This is a genomic window from Paenibacillus sp. FSL H8-0260 (assembly GCF_045040625.1).
In the GTDB taxonomy this organism is placed as follows: Bacteria; Bacillota; Bacilli; order Paenibacillales; family Paenibacillaceae; genus Paenibacillus_AQ; species Paenibacillus_AQ odorifer.
The window spans coordinates 836,448-855,626 of sequence record NZ_CP150298.1 but is presented as its reverse complement, the minus strand read 5'-3'; the positions used below and the strand labels follow the sequence as shown (position 1 = coordinate 855,626).

The window sequence follows — 19,179 nt, the reverse complement described above, 5'->3', positions numbered from 1 at the left end:
TTACATGCCCGAAAAAGACAAAAAAACACTAATCTGTGCAAATACATAATGCTGTACTAAATCTATAATAGGTCTTGTGCATATTTTCACATGAAATAACATTCATGTCTAGGCTAGAGATAAAGGATTTGCCTAGCAAATCTTCCTCTCCCTAGTGTATGTAACCAATCCACAACAGAATGAAGGAGATATTATGCGAACTCACACGAAAAAGCTGTTATCTATTCTACTAGTCCTCAGTCTTATGTTCACGCTTGCTGCTTGCGGCAGTAAAGATGCAGAGCCCGCTGCAGATGCAAACGGAGTTCAAGTCTTTGAAGGAGTTGGGCAAGGTAAACATGGCGATATTAAAGTACAAGTCTCCTTATTAGATAACAAGATCACTGACATTAAAGTGACAGAGCATAAGGAAAATGAAGTACTTGCAGAACCTGTTTATACGCAGCTCAAGCAAGAGGTCATGGCAACTAACAGCGCAAAAGTTGATGCCATTAGCGGATCTACAGTTACAAGCAAAGGATATCTCGAAGCCATTCAAGATGCAATTACGAAGTCTGGACTTACCCTTGTCGCTGGCGCTGCAGTCAGTGGAAGCAAAGACAAAGAAGAAGTCGAGCAAACCTATGATGTTGTCGTCATCGGTGCCGGGGGTGCTGGCTTTAGTGCGGCTATCGAAGCGAAGAGCGCTGGAGCTAATGTAGTTCTGCTCGAGAAAATGCCAGCTGTTGGCGGCAACACATTGATCTCCGGTGGTGAGATGAATGCGCCGGACAACTGGGTTGAACGTGCTCTTGGCATCACTGATGACACGGCTGACTTGTTCTATAATGATACGATGAAAGGCGGAGACAACCTCGGGGATCCAAAGATGGTTCGTATTCTTGCCGACAATGCTCTAGCATCTGCCGAATGGCTGCGCGATGATATCAAGGTAGAGTTCTTACCTGATCATCTGTTCCAATTTGGAGGCCATTCCAGAAAACGTGCGTTGATTCCTGTAGGTCATACAGGTGTTGAATTGATTACTAAGTTAAAAGCCAAAACAGACGCTGATCAAATCACGATCAAAACGAATATGAAAGCCGAAACCTTGCTGAAGGACGAAAGCGGCAAAGTAACAGGTGTAACTGCGACTTCGGGTACTGGCGACAAGATCACATTCCATGCGAACAAAGGCGTCATCATCGCTACCGGTGGTTTTGGATCCAATGTAGAGATGCGTAAAAAGTATAACCCTAAAATGGATGAGAAATATATGTCTACCGATACACCAGGATCTACAGGTGACGGTATCGTTATGGCAGAAACGATTGGCGCCAAACTGACAAACATGGAGAGTATTCAAACGTATCCAATCTGTAATCCTGAGACAGGTGTTATTTCTCTGGTTGCAGACTCCCGCTTCGATGGTGCAATCCTGATTAACCAAGAAGGCAAGCGCTTCGTTGAGGAATTAGAACGTCGTGACGTTATTTCTAAAGCAATTCTTGCCCAAACGGGCGGATATACGTATCAATTATGGAATCAAGGCATTGAGGATATCGGTAAAACGATAGAAGTTCATCAAGACGAATACGATCAACTCGTTAAACAAGGCTTGCTCTTTAAAGCCGATACGATTGAAGAGGCCGCTGATTTCTTTAAAATTGACGTGAACACTTTGAAAGAAACGATTAATAAAGTAAATGATTATGCGAAAACAGGTAAAGACCTTGATTTCAAACATCGCGGTGGATTGAAATCTCTTGAAAAAGGCCCTTACTACATCGAAAAAGCTGTACCCTCCGTTCACCATACAATGGGCGGCTTGGTGATCGACGAGAAGACTCGCGTTTTGAATGAAAAAGGCGAAGTCATCCCTGGGTTGTTCGCTGCAGGTGAAGTAACAGGGGTCATTCATGGTACAAACCGTCTTGGCGGTAATGCCATCGCTGATATCTTCACATTCGGCCGGATTGCAGGCAAACAAGTTGTAGCAGAGTAATCTTATTTTTGCGTAACTGCTCTATTAATAAGTTAGCCTTAAAAACGTGCAAGATAACTTGTAGAGTGCCGGTTGACTGCTAACTTTCAAGCTGCCCTCTATGACATAGCAAACCGCCCTGTTAGCAACATTGCGAATGAACTGCACCCCAATTGTTAGACACAACTAACATTTGGAGGTGCAGTTTTTTTATGACCAGGTACAGTACAAACGAAAAAATCCAAGCCGTTATGCGTTATAAAAAGGGATCCGAGAGCTTGAAAGCCATTGCAAAATCAATCGGGATTCACCATTCTGTCTTTTTAAACTGGATTAGTCAATATGAGCATCATGGTGAAGAAGCTTTTAAAAAGGGCTATACATCATATCCTGCACAGATTAAACTAGACGTACTTAATTATATGAACGAATTCGGGACGTCTGTTAGAGAAACGGCTGCGATATTTAATATTGCGAGTCATAGTACCATTTTAAGCTGGCATAGAAGCTTAGAGTTACATGGAATGGACGCCCTACAACCAAAGAAGAAGGGGCGTCCATCCATGAAAAAAGAACCTAATAAACGAAAGATTCAAACGTTAAAAGAAGGGTCTGTTGAGGCATTACAAGCAGAGGTAGAGCGTTTGAGAATGGAAAATGCATATTTAAAAAAGTTGAATGCCTTAGTTCAAAACAAGGAAAAATCACCAAACAAGACAAAGCACGAGTAGTCTATGAACTTAGGAACCGATTTTCGGTGAAAGCACTCCTACAGCTAGCAGATATCCCTCGTAGTACGTATTATTTCGTGGTAAAAACGTTTGGTATGCCCGATAGAGATAAGGAGCTAAAAGACGTTATTCAAGCGATTTACGAGGAGCATGAGGGGCGTTATGGTTATCGTCGTATTCGTGACGAGTTAGTGAATCGAGGACACCATGTGAATCATAAAAAGGTACAACGCTTGATGAAGGTAATGGGTTTAAAGTGTGTGGTACGTATGAAGAAATATCGTTCCTATAAAGGGACGATTGGCAAACTCGCACCGAACATATTAGAACGTAACTTCCACGCTGAGAATCCAAATGAGAAGTGGGTTACGGATATTACAGAGTTTAAATTATTTGGAGAAAAGCTGTACTTATCCAATCCTAGATCTATATAATGGTGAGATTATTACGTATACAATCGGTTCAAGACCGGTCTACTCGCTTGTTTCAACGATGTTAGATCAAGCATTCCATCGATTAACCGATGAAGATAACCTCCTTATTCATTCTGACCAAGGCTGGCACTATCAGATGAAGCAGTATCGTCATGCCCTTGAAGAACGCGATATCAAGCAAAGTATGTCCCGTAAAGGTAATTGCTACGACAACGCCGTCATTGTGAACTTCTTTGGTATCATGAAATCTGAATTTCTATATTTAAAGAAATTCGAAAGTATCACACATTTCAAACAAGAGCTATCAAAATACATCGATTATTACAACAACAAGCGAATTAAGGCAAAACTAAAAGGCCTGAGTCCGGTACAGTACCGAACTCAGGCCCAACAAGTCGCTTAATTATATACCTGTCTAACTTTAAGGGGTCACTTCATTAGCAACATTGCGAACAGGGCGGTTTTTTATGGTGGAGTCTAGGGCGCTCGTCTAACTCGCTGCTCTTTTATCGTTCTCCGTTAGTGGAATTAAAATTGCCCAATTATTTAGGGTCTAATTGGCAAGGGTTCCTCACCAACAAAGCCACCGACTCCACATGCACCGTATGCGGGAACATATAACACTAGGATGTGAGCTGTTGCAATCCGCAGAAACCTTGATTTGACAGGCTTTTCTACAATGCTCATCCGTTCTGCAATGCTGATTTAGGTGCGTTTCTGTTGATGTTTTACATCAATTTTACATCATTTTATTCTCGGTGCTCTTCTTAGTTCCCCACGAAGAATGCTGCGGTGTATGGGCTCGGATCACTTCGTGAGAGTGGTCGAGCATGCCGTACAGATTTTTTCAAAAAGCGTTTTTAGTCGCTTCGATGTCGGCTTGCTCCTACAGCGATTGTTCGCGTTCTTCCTTTCTTTTGCATCCGCGCTTTTTTCAACCGTCGGCTCTGGCGGTGTTAAATCCGGTGGGAGATTGAATGGCTAACTCCATCTGGACTGCCGATTGTGCTGCTTTAGGGTTCTCCTTGCGGGAATGCACAGACATGAGACGTCCGTGGCTTCAACATGTGTTGCATTTATGGCTACTTTTGAACCCTGGATACCCCCTTCCTTATAGGCTTCTTCAATGAGCTTGTTATGTAGCTCTTAAAACAAAGGTAATCCTTTAAGGTCAGCAAATAGTCGAGAATAAGCGGCTTCGCTTGGGGTTGCATCCGATCCTGTAAATCGGCAAAATGATACTGAAATTCCTCACTGGTCCTCAGACGAAGAACCATATCTTTCACAAAGGGCATCCGTTCAATCATGCGGATGAACAACGAATACACCATTGCTCGAAAGTTTAGCGATTCCGGTGCGCCTAAGTCCGTCTTCTTACCTAGCACTCGTATGATGGCGTGACGTCGATCATTTTAACGAACAAGCAGTATTTTTCCTCCGGACATCTTTTCAGCAATTGCTCCAAGGATAACATGCTTTCTTGCCGAATAATATAAATAAGGAGTCCAAGCTTTCTCTGTGTGATGTAGCGATACTTAACACTTCGAAATTTGGTGAGGCACTCCTTTTTTCAAGATTAAAAAACTCAGTTACAGCAAGGTTTTTGAATTATGAAATTCACTCAAATATTTGATATATTGTTTCAGATCATCCCGACATTCTTCCAGGCTTTCTTCATCCAGTTATCGCCAAGCTAACGATAGAAGGTATACGAGGATGCTGCTAAATGTCTTTTTACGCTAGGTGAGCATTTCCACTATGCATAAAATTAGAAGGAGCGACATCATGCCAGTCTTAAACTACGAGACTTACCAGAATGAACTCAAGGAACATGTTAATAATCCCATCGTTTGTTTGTTCTATGCCATTATGTGCAGAAGATGGGACGAGGTATGTACGGAGGCGAAGCTACAAAACCTGAAATGGGATGAGATTAAGGGAAAAACCTTCAAAGATACCCAAGTTACAATTGAAAAATGCCTCTCCAAAAATATGCAGTTCTTAAGATCAAATAAAAAGAAAGTGTATTATGAAAACTTGATCGCCATACTGGGAAATGGGGTTGAAGGTATAAGTGTCGATAAAAATATTGACTACGATAGTAAGGACTTCTATGAGGGCAAGAGTGTATTTGAGGTGTTCTTTGATGGAAATCAACCTGTCTTGGATGTGAAATACTTCGGAAAACAAACATTAGCGGCACAACAATTGCAACATAACCGTGCCACAATGGTACTGGATGAGGTCGGAACCGGTAAAACTGTAGCAGGTATTTATGCTATACAGCATGCCATTCAGAATAGATTGAAAGCAACCAATCCAAATGATAGATTCCCTTCTGCAGCTATAATCCTTATCTGCCCCTATCTTAAAAGAGAAGATTGGCATAACGACATTAAACGACAGCTAGGAAGAAACTCTACTATTATTAGCCAAAGCGACAATGGATATATAATCAAACAAAAGTCCGCCAATCCAAATAAACCATTGATCTATATAATGGGATGCTCTAATGGGACTAGTGATGACAGCCATTCGGCACTAAAAAAATCATTCAAAGCATTCCTACCAGACAGAAACTGGGATCTAGTCATTATTGATGAGTGTCATAATTGCTTTGATAATTACAAAAACATTCGAGCCGATCAAGTAATGCTCTTAACAGCAACACCTATCATTGTTAAGGGAGGTAACGTTAGAGACTTCAGTCATTATAAATCGTTAATGAAGAGTGTACTAGGGCTAGATTATTATGCTTGGAATCACTTAACTATTAATCCTATTGAAACTACAAATCCAACTGAGCAAGATATTTTTGTGTGCAATTATAAAGAGGATATTTTCAATGTGAATATTAAGCGGAAAATCACCTTTATTCCTTGTGAGAGAACCAAAGAACGCCAGGCTTGGTTTAGTAAGTTGCGTGATGAAAAGGACTTTTTCACCGCGATGTATGCGGATCAAGATGATAATCGACTTGCAGCTAAGATGCAGGAGTGCTTTCATGATGATCTTCAAGACTACTCCATAGATAAGAATGCTAAGCTACAGAAGCTAAAAGAGATTGTTAGTGGAGATGGAGATTACTCCTCATATAAAGAAAAGTCCATCCTTATATTTTGCGAATTGCAAGCCACAGTAGAGATGATTTACGACCAATTATCATACTTATCCAACGAAACCGTGTTGATAGCCAAGAAGTACAGCAGCATAGGCGAGATCAAGAATATTACTCGTAATCCAGAGATAGTGATTGAACAAGTGAAAACGCATATCAGAGCTAAGCATGGTAATCGATCCATACTTGTCACTACGGGGAAAAGTGGGGGTACAGGCCTTAATATGGGCGAATTTCATACCGTTGTTCACTATGAGCTCCCCTATACGAATAACGAATTAGAGCAACGATTTGGTCGTATAGAACGAGCTGATGACTTAATCGTGAAGTCTTCTGATAGTGACACTGCTATTAAGATTGAAAACGAAATGATTTTTCTAGTTAACAAACCTAATGAAGCTCAAGATAATAGTAGGGAAAGCGACTTCATCACGAACAGAATGCTCTATTATGCCGTGAATAAAATTAACAAAGCCTGTGAATATATGCCGATAAGGAATACTGTATTATTTCATCCAGACTTTACTTCAACAGTAACTAGCGCTGCACAAAATTACTTTACACAATTTAATCAAATATGTGATAGCGATACTGGCCAGGAGCTTATTTCAGCTTTTATAAACTATAAGAAACAAGAACAAAATGTGGAACGCATATTAGCTGAGATCAAGAAATCACTGTCTTCAGAGGATCAAGCTAAGGTAAACGATGCTAATCATTTATGCGATAAAATCACAACAATACTGACCCACGTTACCAATAACGATACAATAAGCCAGCACTCCAATATATTAACTACATTTAGAGATATCGATAACAGCCGGTACATAGCATTTGAGAAGATTATAGATGAGATCCTGGAGTATTACATTTGGCTGCACAAAACACTAAAGTTGTGGGGAGTAAATCTAACTACTTCTATTGTAGTTGAGAGCGAGGATACCTATAGCATAACCAATGATCATATGGATATCGAAATGGATGATAGTAACTATAATATGCAGGATACCCCCATTTTCGAACATGACACAGAAAAGTTATTCAGAACTATCCTCAGCATGAGAAAAGCCATTATTGACGAAACCTATTCTTTAGCCCAAATATGTGAAGCCATTCTGATTAGCTTGCCCAAAGACAACATCAATCAAGATGCAGCCGGAATCTTTTTTTGGGCAAATGGTAAATTTCAGAACAAGTCAGTTGCTACCTTTAGAATGCAAGAGGGAGGATTGTTGGTGTGAATTACACTTCCATAGCTAGAAACATTGCGAATGCAATTCAGCGCGAGGAAATCACAGAGGATATACAACATCACATTGCTCATCTAAATCGCTACTTGTTGGAAGCAAACACTGAGCTCCCTGAACCAGAGGCCATAAGTGAATTTTGGGACATAACTCGTGATATGCTGCAAGTAACTGTGAATAGCTGTATCAAGGCTAGGAATAATCCCAGAAAGAAAGATGACTTAAAAAAATACAAAGAAGGATATTTCAATGAAATTATCCAAAATGCTAACGATGTAGTTGCAGCCTCAGGCTGTATAAACCCTATTGTCCAAGTCATATGCAATAAAGAAGATCACGTGTATACAGTACAATGTAGTTACCCCGATAAAGGATTTTCAATAACCGATATTTATGGATTTTGCTCTAGGGGGAACTCTAATAAATCAACCGAAAAAGGACAAGAAGGAATTTATGGCATAGGTATAAAATCCTTGTTCTGCTTCGCTAACTATCTATCCATAGAAAATAATATTAAGATCGAATTGTCCTCCCGTACAAACCTCCTTGACACGATACACATTAGTAACCTGAAGGAATTGCCGGGGACAACCAAGTTCACCTTTAAGTTCGAATATGATAAGGAGAATGATGACAACAATAAGCATGCAAGCTTTAATGTAAAGAAGCTTGCAGATTTTATTGATGCTTTATGTAGTCATGAGGATCCTAGCTCTTATTTTTACAGCACAAATGATAACGAACTCCTTTTCGATCCTCGTTCGCTAATTTTCACAGAATTAAGAAATGGTAGAAAGCTAGAAAACAGCATCAAAACGATACAGTTTTCTACCGGTGATCATTCTTATGCCATAGGGGTTCAAGATGAGTTGTATCATGTAGGTGCAGAATGTAGTATCATTAAAATTTCTAAAATCAAGCATGACCTGTCCTATCTAGTTTTTCACTATAATAATACAAATGAGGATAACTCATTATCTTTCGCCTATGCTATTAATCATGACGGGGCTAGCCTAAGCGATAGGATTTACGCAACCTATTTCGTGGATACCTATAGTGCTTTATTAGAAGTGAGCACAGGCTGCCTCGTAAATACTAGAGCCATTAATTCCTCGCGCTCTGGATTAGAGAGAGAAAACGAAAAAGAACCGGCAATTTTGAAAACCATCAAGCACATGGGAAAGAAAACCATAGATGATTTAATAGCAATACTAAATGATAGCAGCTCTAGTGAAGCTTTCAAAAGAAGTGCCAGTGATGTGCTGTGTCACCTGCTATGCGCATATAGCAGTGTTCAATATGATGATGAAGATGATTTATTGCCTAAAGGCATTTTTGAAGGAACTGCGGATGCTTTAACGACATTATGCAGCAATAATAAGCTGTACTTAGATCAAGATAAACGATATATCTTTCTTAAAGATGTTGGCGATAACATTGATGACGCTGAAAAAAAGATTAATATCAATAGGCCTGCAATAGCAGACGATAATAATTGCCAAGCTTTATATGACTGTTATAATCGGATTTTCGTGGGGTGCGACTTAATTGTTTACGGTGAAGAGGATTATAAGCAATTACCCGCAGGGATACGCATGCTGTCGAGTAAGGTGCTTAATACGCAGGGTAACAAAAACGAGGTAGTTAAAAGTTGGCTTATCAGGATCCAATTACCATTCATAACCCGTGCTCAAGAGTTAATTACAAAACGTATTGGCGGAGATAGCTTTGATCCAATCATGACCTTCATATCCAACCAAGCTGTACAGGATCAAATTCTTATTAAGCAACTTATAGCACGGTTTGGCATTGATAAAAGCTTTGATTATATGGGCAACTATTCTAACCACAATGTAACAAATTGGTTGTTCTTCTCGAAGGATAAAACTAACGATAAAGCTTTTCAAGAGGCTTGCAAGGAATACGACAAATCTTATAGTGACTTAAAAGAATTATTAAAAGAGCGTATTTATACTTTGCATTCCTACGAATCCTATCATTGGAATGCTTACGCTGACCTTTGGTATTCGGAATTTCATGTTGATACTTACTCAGGAATAACTATAAACGAAAACCATATCATGCAATTTTTGAGTTTGTTGTCAAAGGGATTATTACAAGTCGGATTCAATAATGATTACGGTGCTTTATTTATACACGATGCTACACGTGAAATAACATTACGTAACTATAACCGAAACAGAGCTACATCAGGTTGGAATGGAAAGCTAAGATACTTCACAATCCACTTTTTGAACTGCATTATTTTAAATTTTAATTTATTTAAATCTATCAGGCAGACCATCGATGAATACAACAGTAAATGTTCACCCAAATATCAAATAAATGATCTACGAAGATGTAATATTCAAGAAACAAACCTAAGTCTAGTTTCAGACATATTCAAATGGTTATCTGGTTACACCGAAAGTGTAAGCATTAATATTAAGTCTAAAATTAAATGTGAATTTCAAAATACGGATATTGTTAAGTTTGTTCAATCTATCCTTGGAGATATCCATATTAGATTGGAGAGAATAGATTCAGGAGGAAATCGAGCTCATTTTCTGGGGTACGTATTAACTAGTTCGAACAACTTTTATACAATAAAGGTTATGAAGTCAGCTGAAGCTAAATTCCTACGTATTAGTACAGAGGATCTGGAAATCTCACCAGGAGATCATACAAAAGTGAGAGAGCTTATAGTATTTTATAGCAACCAAGATGAACAATCAGCGCTATCTGCTGTTTTACATGATATGCAGTTCGGTGATGAGATTCCATATTATATTAATCATTTTATTAATACTTCTAATTATAAACAGCTTTCCTCTTACGATTACGATAAGTATTTGAAGAGACCTGAAATGAAGTACAAGTACCCTTTTGAAATAGAAGAACCGTTATCATTTATGAGCGACGCGAATAAGTTGAAAATGGAAGATATTTATACCATTTTATCTAGCGAAATGTCCTATGACGACCACTGCCCGATCTGTAATGATGTCCCTACGCTCAACATTCAAGGAACCAAAATAGCTTCAGCCAATACAAACACTTTAGTTGTGATCATTCCAGCGCAATATGAAGGAGAAACCGTATATGTCAAAACCATCTGCTGTAAATCATGTTTTGAGGAGCACAAGGCTTCACTAACATCAGCACAAATCACTAAAGGTGACCATAAATTGTTCTACACTCTGGAGCTTAAGAATACGATTAGTGATGCTAGTAGATCGTATGATTTCGTGACGAAACTCCTCCTGTCTCCTGATAATTGGAGAATCATATCGGATTCAATATCACACAAGCCCCCAATCATTACTTGACTTCCGGCTAAGTGCATAATATTTTAATTATACAGAAATAATACGGTTGAGTTTAGCTTACTCCGTTTCGCTTGTAGAGCTGGCTGTCCTCAAGAAAAACCCTTCTCAATCGTATATTGACTGTGACCCGAAGGGTGGACACTTTAAAAAAGCGCCCACCCTCCGGGTCATTTGTATTTATAATGATTTATAACTACAAAGGAGCGAGGTCTTAAATGACAGATAGCACAAAGACAACAGCGAACAGACATCGTTTTACGGAGCACGAATTAAGCCGGATTACGGTGTAAAATACAAAATTTTAAGTTATATCTTTAATAGTCCAATTATCCTGTAGTTTGTTTCTCACATCATCATTCCAATTATCTATATGCAGAGCATATACAAATAAGTGAGTAACTCTACTCATAGCTACATAAAGTAAATTATGATCTGTGTAAATATAATCAGCATCATCTTTTATTTCATATTTGTGGAACATAATCTTCGTTAACGGACCTCCGTTAAAATTTACAACTAACACAGAACGCAAAGTTTCCCCTTTAACTGAATGAATGGTAAAGATATCATCACTTGACTCATAATCAATTATTTTCGGATCGAATGTATTCGTGTTGGTAAGAATGTCCTTAATATTTTTAAAAATATGATTACTTGCGATTATTACACCTCCTCCCTTTTCACCTAATAACCGGTTGATGAGAATCTTAAGGTTTTCCTTATGAGGATTAATGACTCCATTTTTTATGATTTCTACTAATATACCGTTAAGCTCTATCATTGCTGGGTGATCATGAATCCATTTTTTCAATATGGAATGATTTTCATCAGTACTTTTTATCTTTTCACAAATGAACTCAATAATTAGGTGTTTGATTTGATGATTTTTAGTTTCAAAACTTTTTCTCTTCTTGTTAGAATAAGCTTTCCCCTCTTTCAAAAGAGAAGTCCATCCTCTACTCCATACAAGAACTTTATCTTCCTTTTCACAGTTTTTGTAAAAATCATGTTCTTCTTCGTGTTCACTTATAATTGACCTATAAGACGTATAAATGTCTTTATCTTCTTTGTAAAGTAGAATAATAGGTTTAAATGATTTCTTATTTTCAACAGCTTGGATATTGGCTTCTGGCATAATTATATTTAAATGATCTGATATCTCTTTTCCAAATCTGTTGCTTATATTTAATCGAAATACAGTTCCTTCATCGACTCTGGGCATCGGTTGATCATAAATAATCGTTTGAAAAGGGTCCCCTATCATTTGCATAATATTATTTTCAACATCAAACAATTTGCGTAATAACGCCAATCCGGATACAGATGTATCTTGAAACTCATCTATAAAGCAATATTTAAATCGTTTTCTTATAATTTCTAAAAAACGAGTATCAGATAAAAAAAACTGTGAAAACAAGAATGTGTCATCATATTCCAAATAACCATTTTTTCTACGAAGGATTTTTGCATTAAGCATTTTAGCTTTATGGTTGGTGAATAACCTGTCTTCCCAAGCTGTAGTATTCTCTAATTCCAAATTTTTTGTTGTTTCGTTATATATCAATTTACTACCACAAATCCTTTGTGCTATTGCTGTCTTTGTTTTATCTTGCATCCAATGATGATTTCTAGTAAGGAATTTTATATAAAATTCTTTACTTAGCAAATCATCATCAGAAAAAAACAGGGAATTATGTTTATATTCCTTTTTAAAGTGCGGGATAACACAGAATTTATTAAAAAACTCATGAATGGTGCCAATAAAATGTGGATGTGTAAGCAGTCCAATACCTGCCTTTAACAAAGTATCGTTGATTTCTTTTACAGCAACATTTGTATAGGTAATTATACATAAACCATCTGAACTACCCGTTCTTTTTAAGTGCTGTAGTAATAAAATAATTTTCGCAGCTAAAGCGGTTGTTTTTCCTGCGCCTGGACCCGCTACAATCGTTTTTGATTCAAACAACTCAATAAAGCTTTTCTGCTGTTCATTAAAATTGGATTCACCTAATAAAATTTTCTCAACTACTCGGTAATCTATTTCTTCAAACACCACCTGTTTCTCCTCCAGTTACGTGTTTAATTGCATCGATTAAATGCTTCAACGAATCATCAGCTAGTAGTTGCTCCTTTAATAAACTCTTGTTGTCAATTAGATACTTAGCAAATCGTTGAGCCACTATGGATTTAGAAACTTCTTTTTCTAATAAAAATGAGTATACTTCTGTACCTCTTTTATTCTTATCTGCAATACCACTCCATTCACTTTTCTGAGTGTTTTGGTTCTCTATTTTAATATAATGTGATTGTAATAGAACATCCTCAAATTGCTCCCCTAAACTGCTACATGCTATGGAGTGTTCTAATGTCCATGGATGAGAGATATACACTCTAGTTTGTTCGTTGTTATCAAAATATCTTGTTTTTAATGTGCTTATTTTTTCCGTTTTATATTTTTCATAATAAGTTCCCTCTGTATTACTCACTGTATAAGCAGCCTCTTCAGTTATAACCTTAGCTATTTCACTACTTAATCTTTTCTTTTCCTCTTTAGACTTAACAGCCTGACCACCATATAGTGTATTTGCCTTAGTGATAAGGTCTTTCAATTGAACAAAAATCTCATCTTCAAGAGCTGGATCAAGAACTGCATCTTTATAAAGATTTGATATTTGTTCATTTGATTTCCTTGTAATCATAAAGTAGCAAGGTTCATCTTCGTAGTAATCGACGGGTTTAAGGTCCAAATCTGTGATTAAGGAGATAGGGAAATTCATAGGTTTATTTTCGTTTGATCTTAACAAGATATTAGAGTATCTTTTAAAAGCTAGACTACCAATATTGATAATAGAGACTCCATACCTATACAATGGGCGCTCTATTATTTCAGCTACAGCTGGTAAGAGTAAATTTTCCGCATCACCTTCTACAAATATCACACTTCTAGCGAAGAATAGGTTAGCCTTAGTTGCATCTAAGAATCTATCTAAAAACTCATAATCATCTTCTTCTAATTTTGTCTGACCTGGCTTCATTGAGAAGGATTTATTGTTATATATAAATATGATATGCTTCAAATCTATTGAAGCCGCTAGTATTGGACTATGAGAAGTAAAGATGTACTGCATTCCTGTTTCTAAAGCATTCTTTTCAAAGTGCTTTATAACTCTTAATTGTGCCTGTGGATGAATATGAGCTTCAATCTCTTCAATTAGTGCTATTTTAGGCCCAATTTCAGTCTCACTTAATAATAAAAGCTCCACAGCCATAAATAACAAATTTGAGCTTCCCAACCCAGTTCCTGTTTCACCTAAATTCAACTCTAACTTCTTTAAAATTTCTGGAAAATCCATTTTTTTGTTATTAATAATCGGTGACTTTTTATTATTCTTTTCAAAAAAATCATCAATAGTTGATTCGATCTTTTTTAAAACCGGAGTATCTAAAACCCTTTTCAATCCATCAAATGCGTCTGAGAAGCTTTTAATGACATCTTCTTTATCCTGACTGTCGTCTGCAAAATCTTTAAGACTCTTTATGACCTGCGCAATGCGGGAATATTTGCCTGGACTTAGTTCACTTGCAGCATCTCGTAAAGGCTTTAAATATGTAATGGCAAGCAATTGTCGAGTAGTGTCTTCCATAACACTTTCTAAGTTTTCTGGACCAGCCTTTATACTTTTTTTAATTTTTTTCTGCTTATTGATATCTTCATAAATGTCTGCTTCTAATAATATACGGAGTTCCGAGGTTTGTGACTGAATAGTTAGCCATTCATAAAAAAAGGCCTCTTCCTGTGGGCTCAACTTTTGAAAAATGCATTCAATCTTTAATGATTTACTTCCCTCATAAAAATCTTGTTCTGTCAGCCAGTTCATATCATGGCTGTTTGTATTAAGAGTTAGCTTTATAGCATCAATTATCGCTGTTTTACCTGAATCATTTTCACCCACTATTACATTAAGACCCTCACTAAATTCAACTTCAATCCCCGGATTCTCATCCACACTCGAGAATTTACGCCAATTCCATAATCTCAAACTGTTCAGATACATTTTCTAAGACTCCACTCCATTAAGAATTTTTTATCAACAGATATAATAATAAATTCAACGTACTTGTAAACCTTTTATATTAATTCAAGTAGAATATCTAGTTTTTACATCCCGGTCGTTCTGTATGAGTAGTCGCTTTCGGAGTTTGTTTGGGATCAAGGGGTTTATATAATAGATCTAAGCATGCCCTGACCATTGTATTCATGGCAGGTTGGTTATTCGTATTAAAATGAAATTGTATTTCAAGTATGATATTAATATTCTGATAAGTACATTTTCGACTATCTCTAAGTTGAGCTAACACTTGCTTTTGAAAATCAATTTTTTCATTTAATCTTAAAGACTTTTTACTTTTCGTCTGATATTTTATGAATAAACGAGTACGATAAAATTACTGATAAAGATGACGCGAAGCTTGTCCTTTTCGTGTATTAAAATAATCACCTATATTCAAGCCCTCACCTCCACAAGTACCCTGACATATACTTTTACCTTTCCATTTTTCATTATAAATTAATACTTATTTATAATATTTAATAAGAGCCAGTGCAGGGTTGTCTGCTGACACCGCTTCTCCGAAAATCTTCAGTAGACCAAGGACCGTCAGACATGCCGCGTTAATACGGTATTAGCTAAAGTAGCTTGCTTCCTGGAATACTACATAGATCTGAAATAATCAGTACAATAGTGACAAAAATGAGCATCATCATATCTTCAATAAACAAAGATCCCATTACAAATCGGGCCATCGCAGGTTGCTAATTCATCTTCGGTTGGAGTTATTCCACAAGACAAACAGATATATTGATCCTCATCAAGATTAATAAATGTCTCAAGGCCACACTCTGGGCACTCAAGTAAAGGTGCCTCTCCACCATCTTTTATGTAACTGTATGTATCCAAGATATTATTGATATATTTTTCAGCAAAATCCTCTATTTTCTCGTCACAAAAGTGACAGAAGACATCTGACTCATCATTAAATTCCACACTTACCTGGTAGCATACAGGACATTGTAAAACAATATCAAGTTTATCCAGTGAACCTGCCAGCAGAACTAAACGCACCTTGACATAGTCCTCAAAATCATTCAAATAAAATAGTCTTGAATCATCTTCACTTATATAACCTGGCGTGACTAATTCCTTCTTAACAAATGGAATAAACAATGAAAGAAGCTTTACAATATTTGACTTCAAGGTATCAACTGAGACCTCAAGATGGTAATGTTCAGTTTTGTTTCGTTCTTTTCTAAGCTATTCTAATTTATCTAATAAGCGCTTATCAAATTTGATATGGTTGATATTGGTTTAGATTTCATACTAAATGCTTTAAAAACAATAAATAATTCTGATAAAGAGTTAAAGTATTGTGTTATTAATTTACACGCGGGTATTCAATTAATCTTAAAGGAGCTACTATACCAAGAACACTGGTCATTAATTTTCCAAAAAATAGAGACCGCTGAATATGACAAGTTAAATTCTGGAGTCTTTATAAGTGTTAGCTATGACGCTGAGCGTAGCGAACCAGTCATAAGACTTAGCCGGTGCAGGGTTGTCCGCTGAATCCGCCTCCCCGAAAAATTCTACCTGCGGACCGAAGGCCTTATGGCCCAATGCGTGTATGTTGTGTTAGGTGAAGTATGACACTTCCTTGATTAAACTTAAAAATCGTTAAAAAGCTAGGACTATTTATGTCCTAGCTTTTCCATGTCATAACTTCTATGGCAGTTTGGACAAAGAACAATTACATTGTCAATAGTATCCTCTCCACCTCGAGAAATTGGCATAACATGTGATATTTCAAGATACTCATATTCAATTCCACACATTTGACATTGCCCATTTGCCTTTTTTAAAGCTTGGGATCGCAGCAACATTGATCTGTTTCTTATTTTCCCAATGTTTACATACTTTTCTGGCTGTTGAGATTTTGGTTCACTCTCTATAGTTTGTACCTCTTCAATAACATTCTCGTTTGCACCTACCAAAGTTAATAGTCCAGAAAAACTTATAAATCTAACAGTTGCTCCTTCTGCTGACCTTCTATATTCATCAACTAACTCGTACCTAGGGTATAATGGCTGTTTCATTGATTGATGATACCAATCATTTTTTTCATCACCTGTTACAAATAATAAATCCTTCTTGTACAACGCCCCTAGTTGTAATATGGTTTTCCATATCAAGAAATCCCCAATTCCCCCATCAGGTTTGCCTTTATCCTTGAAACCAGGAGGTATATTAGACTGGCTTTTAAATTCAAATTCTTTTATACACTCTTCTCTCGTTGCAACTAAATTAACTATCTGATCACTTGTAAATAATTCGCTATACAATTTACTCACATGATCATCCCAATTCAAACTTTTAATATAATCAAGAACTTTACCGAGTTCTGAATGATACTGCAAAATTAATGTGTTTATCTCTTCTTGCTTTTTCAGAGCTTCATTGTATTCAGGTAATGACTCAAATAGTGGATATCTTGGAGTATTTAACTTGGTTACTTTACTCTTTATATCTGAAATTTGTTGAAAGAGCTCCGATAGTTTATTAGGCCTGTTTTTAATATATTCACGAACAACTTGTGCTGGCACGAACAACCTCGATTGTGATATAAGTCTACGAAAAGCATTTTTTATTTCATCCAGGCTCTTGCTACCAACGGTATAAGGAATTAATAACACATTGGTATCTAAAACGACAAGGCATTCGTTTTTAATCTCATTAATTGGTTTAGTTTTAAATTGAAATAGTATGTCAGCATCTGGATACATATCTTCATGTGAAAAATAATTACTTTTTTCTTTATCGTTACTCATGTGACTCCTCCGATCTATGAGACTATAATTCTAGATGATTGTTAGAATTCCTTTTCTTTATATATATTTTGTCATATTTTACCTAACGTTGTTGTATTCATGACGCCCCACCACCTTAAGGACCTTTAGGTCCGGCCGCGATGCGGTTAGTCGGTGCAGGGTTGTCGCCTAAATCAGCATCTTTGAAACCCCTCTCAGCGACCAAGAGACAGCGAATGCCAACTCGCAGCGTGAATGCATTGTCACTCAGACTCACATCCATCATTATGAAGTATCTTAAAGTTTTTCTAATGTTCCCCGATAACGTCATATTTAAGAACTTTGTAAATAAGACGTTATATAGAGTATTCGCGAAATCATTAGGCTATCCTGCCCGTTCGCTTAATCACCTCACCAACTATTCTGAACTTATGGCAATAATGAAAAGTAGGCGAATAACTCAGTTATTCGCCTACTACTCCTATAAGTTAATGTAATATCTATTCACGACATTCTCCGTTCGTTTTGTTAACATTTGGGTAATGATTTCTTCTACGTTCTTTTAGTGTTCTGTTTCTTTGGTTATCAAAGTCTACATGCACGATTCGAGTAAAAAGTTCCATTACACTTCCCATCATGAGTCATTTCCCTCTACTATGAACTATTAAAACCCATAGAGCACCCTAGCCGATGAACGCTGGGTGCTCTAATATAATTATTATAGGTTATAAGCTTAAAATTATCGTAATGATGTCGAAGAGCTACCGTTCTGAACAACGTTAGGAAGTGTGGAAGCAAACAAAAAGAGTTTCGATGGTTCAAAACGTATTAATTTTTTTAACATATTCATCGATAAGTAACAACTTCTCTTCCGGTAAACTCATTATTAGCTTAATCAACTTTTCCCTGTTGATAGAGGTCCCTTTCGGGACAAAGGTTTCTGAATTTACTTCTGTACCTATCGGATTAGCAATTTCATCGATTTTCTGAATCTTTTCGGCGAATTCTTCGACATTTGGTTCTATTCCCCAATTCTTGTAAACGGGACGATAGTATTTTTCAAAAAGCTGTTTGGCCTTGGGTTCATCCAAACCCTTAATTTGTTGCAACTTTTTAATTACCGCCTTCATATATATTTCACCCATCGTACGTTGAGTTTCACTCCGGGTCATATACGTTCCACTCCTCATAAAAGAATCGAAATGAGCAATGAAATGAATTCCTTGGCTTGTCCAGATTATCCATTTCAATATAGAGTTCTTATTAGAATTTTCATCTATAGCTTTACCTTCCTCAATACCCAACATACCATGAAACCTACAATAAGTATTATCCACTGAAATAGTTTTATTGACGATATAGTCATTCATCAGAACCCTTAAAAAGGCAGGAATTATTTACCGCTTGTTTTGAATGTTAATTCTACTGTACTCTTAAAATAATCAACCACCACAAGAAATTTCATCCATATAGGATGAGATAATTTGTGGTG

At 36.9% G+C, this 19,179-nt stretch carries 8 protein-coding genes and 1 pseudogene; 4 read left to right on the top strand and 5 right to left on the bottom strand.

Annotated elements, in window-relative coordinates; translation table 11 throughout:
• Positions 1-193: 193 nt before the first annotated feature.
• The 4 genes and pseudogenes from MHI51_RS03700 to MHI51_RS03685 all read left to right on the top strand — a co-directional run bounded on the left by MHI51_RS03700 (position 194) and on the right by MHI51_RS03685 (position 10,822).
• Entirely contained in the window at positions 194-1,984 is a 1,791-nt protein-coding gene (locus MHI51_RS03700) for a flavocytochrome c (protein ID WP_405173607.1), read from the top strand.
• A 191-nt stretch (positions 1,985-2,175) separates the two neighbouring features.
• Positions 2,176-3,531 (top strand): annotated as a pseudogene (locus MHI51_RS03695) (IS3 family transposase).
• A 1,382-nt stretch (positions 3,532-4,913) separates the two neighbouring features.
• Entirely contained in the window at positions 4,914-7,487 is a 2,574-nt protein-coding gene (locus MHI51_RS03690; RefSeq protein WP_405173606.1) for an SNF2-related protein, read from the top strand.
• A complete protein-coding gene (locus MHI51_RS03685) occupies positions 7,484-10,822 on the top strand; it encodes a hypothetical protein (protein ID WP_405173605.1) in 3,339 nt (1,112 codons plus the stop codon). The genes MHI51_RS03690 and MHI51_RS03685 overlap by 4 nt, the downstream gene beginning before the upstream one ends.
• A 301-nt stretch (positions 10,823-11,123) precedes the next feature.
• On the opposite strand, the gene MHI51_RS03680 is transcribed toward MHI51_RS03685, so the two are convergent.
• The 5 genes from MHI51_RS03680 to MHI51_RS03660 all read right to left on the bottom strand — a co-directional run bounded on the left by MHI51_RS03680 (position 11,124) and on the right by MHI51_RS03660 (position 19,057).
• Complete coding sequence (locus MHI51_RS03680; RefSeq protein ID WP_405173604.1) at positions 11,124-12,878, bottom strand: UvrD-helicase domain-containing protein; 1,755 nt, start codon at positions 12,876-12,878, stop codon at positions 11,124-11,126.
• Positions 12,871-14,880, bottom strand: coding sequence for an ATP-dependent nuclease (locus MHI51_RS03675; RefSeq protein ID WP_405173603.1), 2,010 nt, complete (start codon positions 14,878-14,880; stop codon positions 12,871-12,873). The genes MHI51_RS03680 and MHI51_RS03675 overlap by 8 nt, the downstream gene beginning before the upstream one ends.
• A 714-nt stretch (positions 14,881-15,594) precedes the next feature.
• Positions 15,595-16,080 (bottom strand): hypothetical protein, encoded by a 486-nt coding sequence (locus MHI51_RS03670; protein ID WP_405173602.1) that lies wholly within the window; start codon positions 16,078-16,080, stop codon positions 15,595-15,597.
• Positions 16,081-16,571: 491 nt separating this feature from the next.
• Positions 16,572-17,708, bottom strand: a complete 1,137-nt coding sequence (locus tag MHI51_RS03665; RefSeq protein WP_405173601.1) for a PIN domain-containing protein — start codon at positions 17,706-17,708, stop codon at positions 16,572-16,574.
• 797 nt (positions 17,709-18,505) lie between these two features.
• Entirely contained in the window at positions 18,506-19,057 is a 552-nt protein-coding gene (locus MHI51_RS03660; RefSeq protein ID WP_405173600.1) for a hypothetical protein, read from the bottom strand.
• Between the last annotated feature and the right edge of the window lie 122 nt (positions 19,058-19,179).